This is a genomic window from Achromobacter sp. 01N37, assembly GCF_056399725.1.
In genome coordinates this window covers 430,766-433,451 of record NZ_JBFTRX010000001.1, presented here as the reverse complement: position 1 = coordinate 433,451, position 2,686 = coordinate 430,766, and the positions used below count along the sequence as shown (strand labels likewise).

General features: G+C 65.2%; 2 protein-coding genes. Both read right to left on the bottom strand.

The genetic code is table 11. The features are described 5' to 3' along the window. Nucleotides 1–106: 106 nt before the first annotated feature. Nucleotides 107–1,813: a TolC family outer membrane protein gene (locus AC1DSJ_RS01975; RefSeq protein WP_441370885.1), complete on the bottom strand. Its 1,707-nt coding sequence runs from the start codon at nucleotides 1,811–1,813 to the stop codon at nucleotides 107–109. Beyond that, the gene (locus AC1DSJ_RS01970; RefSeq protein ID WP_391432291.1) at nucleotides 1,806–2,675 is read right to left on the bottom strand and encodes a hypothetical protein; all 870 of its coding nucleotides are present in this window, start codon (nucleotides 2,673–2,675) and stop codon (nucleotides 1,806–1,808) included. The genes AC1DSJ_RS01975 and AC1DSJ_RS01970 overlap by 8 nt, the downstream gene beginning before the upstream one ends. Nucleotides 2,676–2,686 lie beyond the last annotated feature (11 nt).

Genomic DNA, 2,686 nt, shown 5'->3' with positions numbered 1-2,686 from the left:
ATCGTCGCTCGACATTTGTTATTGCGGGCGCCGGACGCGCCCAGGATTTTGAACTTCCCCACGTGCGCGGGTGGTGCCGCGCACGTCCTGCCTTTTCTGCTTTGCTTTACAGAATCTGCTGGCTGATCGCCGCGATATCCGCGGCGTTCAGCGTGCCTGCTGCTTGCTTGAGCTTCAGGCCGTCCAGCACAAAGTTGTAGCCAGCCTCGGCCTGCTGGCGCTTGGCGTTGTACAGATTGCGCGAGGCGTCCAGCACGCTCACGATGTCGTTCAAGCCCGCCGTAAAGCCCTCTTCCTTCAGCTTCAGCGCCAGCTCAAACGATTCCACCGAACTGTTCAGCGCCCGAATGCGGTCCACGCCGATGACGATGTTCTGGAATGACGAGAACACCTGGCGCTGCACCTTGCGGCGCGTCAGGCTCAAGTCGGACGACGCGGCGCTCAAGCGGCTGGCGGCCGCGTGGCTCATGCCGTACGTGTAGCCGCCCTGAAAAATCGGCACCGACAGGTTCACGGTGAAGCGGGTATCGGCCACGGTGCTGCCGCCGCCAAACAAGCTGCCGCCGGTTTCGTTGCGGCCGGTGGACGCGCGCAGGTTCACACTGGGGTAGTAGCCCGCCTTTTGCACCGCCACTTCTTTTTCGGCCACGGCCACGCCGGCGGACGCCGCGCGGATCGACCAGTTCTGGTCCAGCGCCGTGCGCAGCCAGGCTTGCGCGTCGTTGGGCGCAGGCAAGGTCATGGGCAGGTCTTTGCGCACCGGACGCAGCTTCAGGTTGCCGTAGCCGATGATTTCTTGAATGGCTTGCTGCTTGTCCAGGTAATCGTTGCGCGCCAGCAGCGTGTTGGCGTCCTGGATGTCCAGACGCGCCTGCACTTCGCTTAAGCCCACGCGCGTTTCCTGGCCGCTGTGATAGCGGGCCTGCACCAATTCCATCTGCTTTTGGGTGGTGCGGCGCTCGGCCTCGGTCAGTTCCACCTGATCTTGCGCGGCCAGCACGCTGAGATACGCGGTGGCCGTGCGCAGCATCAAATCTTGCTGCGCGTAGGCGTAGCTGGCCACTTCCTTGCGTTCGGCGTCCTGCGCCTGGCGCCACTTGTGATACGCGCCCAGTTCAAAGATGGGCTGGTTCAGGGTCAGCGCCCAGCCGTTCTCGGCCCAGTTGGCGCGGCCCGTCTGGTAGACGGCGTTTTCGCTATCGACCACGTTCTGCTTGACGCGGCTGCGGTTCACTTCGCCGGTGACGCTGGGCAACAGGCCCGCGCGCGCGGACGTCACGCCGTAACCCACTGCTTGCAGCTCTTGATAGGCGCCCTGCAATTGCGGGTCGTTCTGTAGCGCCATCATGTAAACCTGGTCAAGCGTCATCGGATCGGTTTGATCCGGCAACTGCGCACCGTTGTACGCCGGGTTGTCTTGCGGCAGGTACGACACCGGCGCGGGCAGCACGGTGGTTTCGTCAAAACGCGGCGCGGGCGACGGCGCAACGTCATCCATCTGCGCGCTGGGCGTCGTCTTGCCGAAGCCGGAATCCTGCTCCGGCGTGCGCTGCCCCATCTTCAACGTGCCGCTTTCGGTCTGCACGCCGCTTGCCGGCGCTGCGGTGGCGGTGACCGGCGTGGCGACGCCCGGCGTGGCGACGCCCGGCGTGGCGACGCCCGAGGCCGACATCGGCGCGGTGTCAGCCTTCGCGGCCGGTGCGCTTTTTTGCGCGGCGCAGCCCGCCATACCCATTGCCGTCAACACGGCCAGCGCGATCATGCCCGTGCGCGTGGGCGCGGGGCGGAAGAGAAGCTTGTCGTTGTCAGTCATAGTAGACAGTCAGAAACTCGTGTCCGTCCCGCGCGGCGCCGGCAGCCAGGCTGTACAGACTGCGCGGTTCGTCGGGCAAAAGAAAACCCAGGACCTCGCTTTCGGCTAGCGCCAAGCTGGCGGCAACACGCAACAGGTCGGGGATGAAGGCTCGCAAAGGCAGATCTGCCCCGCGGAAGGTGACGGTGAACGAATCGCGACGGGTGTCGGCTTCGTCCACTTCCAGAAACATGAAGCCGCTGGGGTCGGCTTGCTCGCAGGCCTCTTGCGCGATGCGTTCGGCCACCTGACGCAACACGGGGTTGGCCAGCTTGGCCAAACGCGGCGCCAGATGCGCGTCAAACGCGGCGCGGTCAGCCAGATAGCGCATGCGGTAGGCGGTAATGGCCGCTTCCTGCTGCGTGGCCGGATGCCATTTGTAGCCGCAGCCCAAGGGCAACACGCCGTGCTGGCGCAGCGCTTCGGGCGTGGGCATGAATTCCAGGTAGATGCGGTAAGTGCCCGCCGCGCCGTCCGGCTCGTAAGCGAAGAACATGGCGCGTGCGTGCTCCATGTCTTGCTGCACGCGCATCCACAGGGATTGCGGAATGGCCAGCGCCTGCGACAGCGTGGCCATGTCCAGCTGATGCCAGTGTTCACGCTGGATGCCCAGCATGAACCGGTTGCCAACAAGACCCGCGGCCGAAAACTTCATCGACCACTCGACCCCGTCGATCTGCCTGCCCTTGAAGACAGACAGCAGGCGATCCGCCCAGATCCGCCGTTCCCCCCGCAGCGTGTGCAGGGGGATGTGGATCTCCGGCTCGGCGCCGGGTTGGCTTGCGGCCGGGCCGATCGCGGGAGTCAAGGTAGCGGTCAGCATGGCCCGGGTGG

Excerpts from the sequence above, each read along its gene's own strand:
- AC1DSJ_RS01970 (WP_391432291.1), bottom strand. The coding sequence starts at position 2,675 with ATGCTGACCGCTACCTTGACTCCCGCGATCGGCCCGGCCGCAAGCCAA.
- AC1DSJ_RS01975 (WP_441370885.1), bottom strand. The coding sequence starts at position 1,813 with ATGACTGACAACGACAAGCTTCTCTTCCGCCCCGCGCCCACGCGCACG.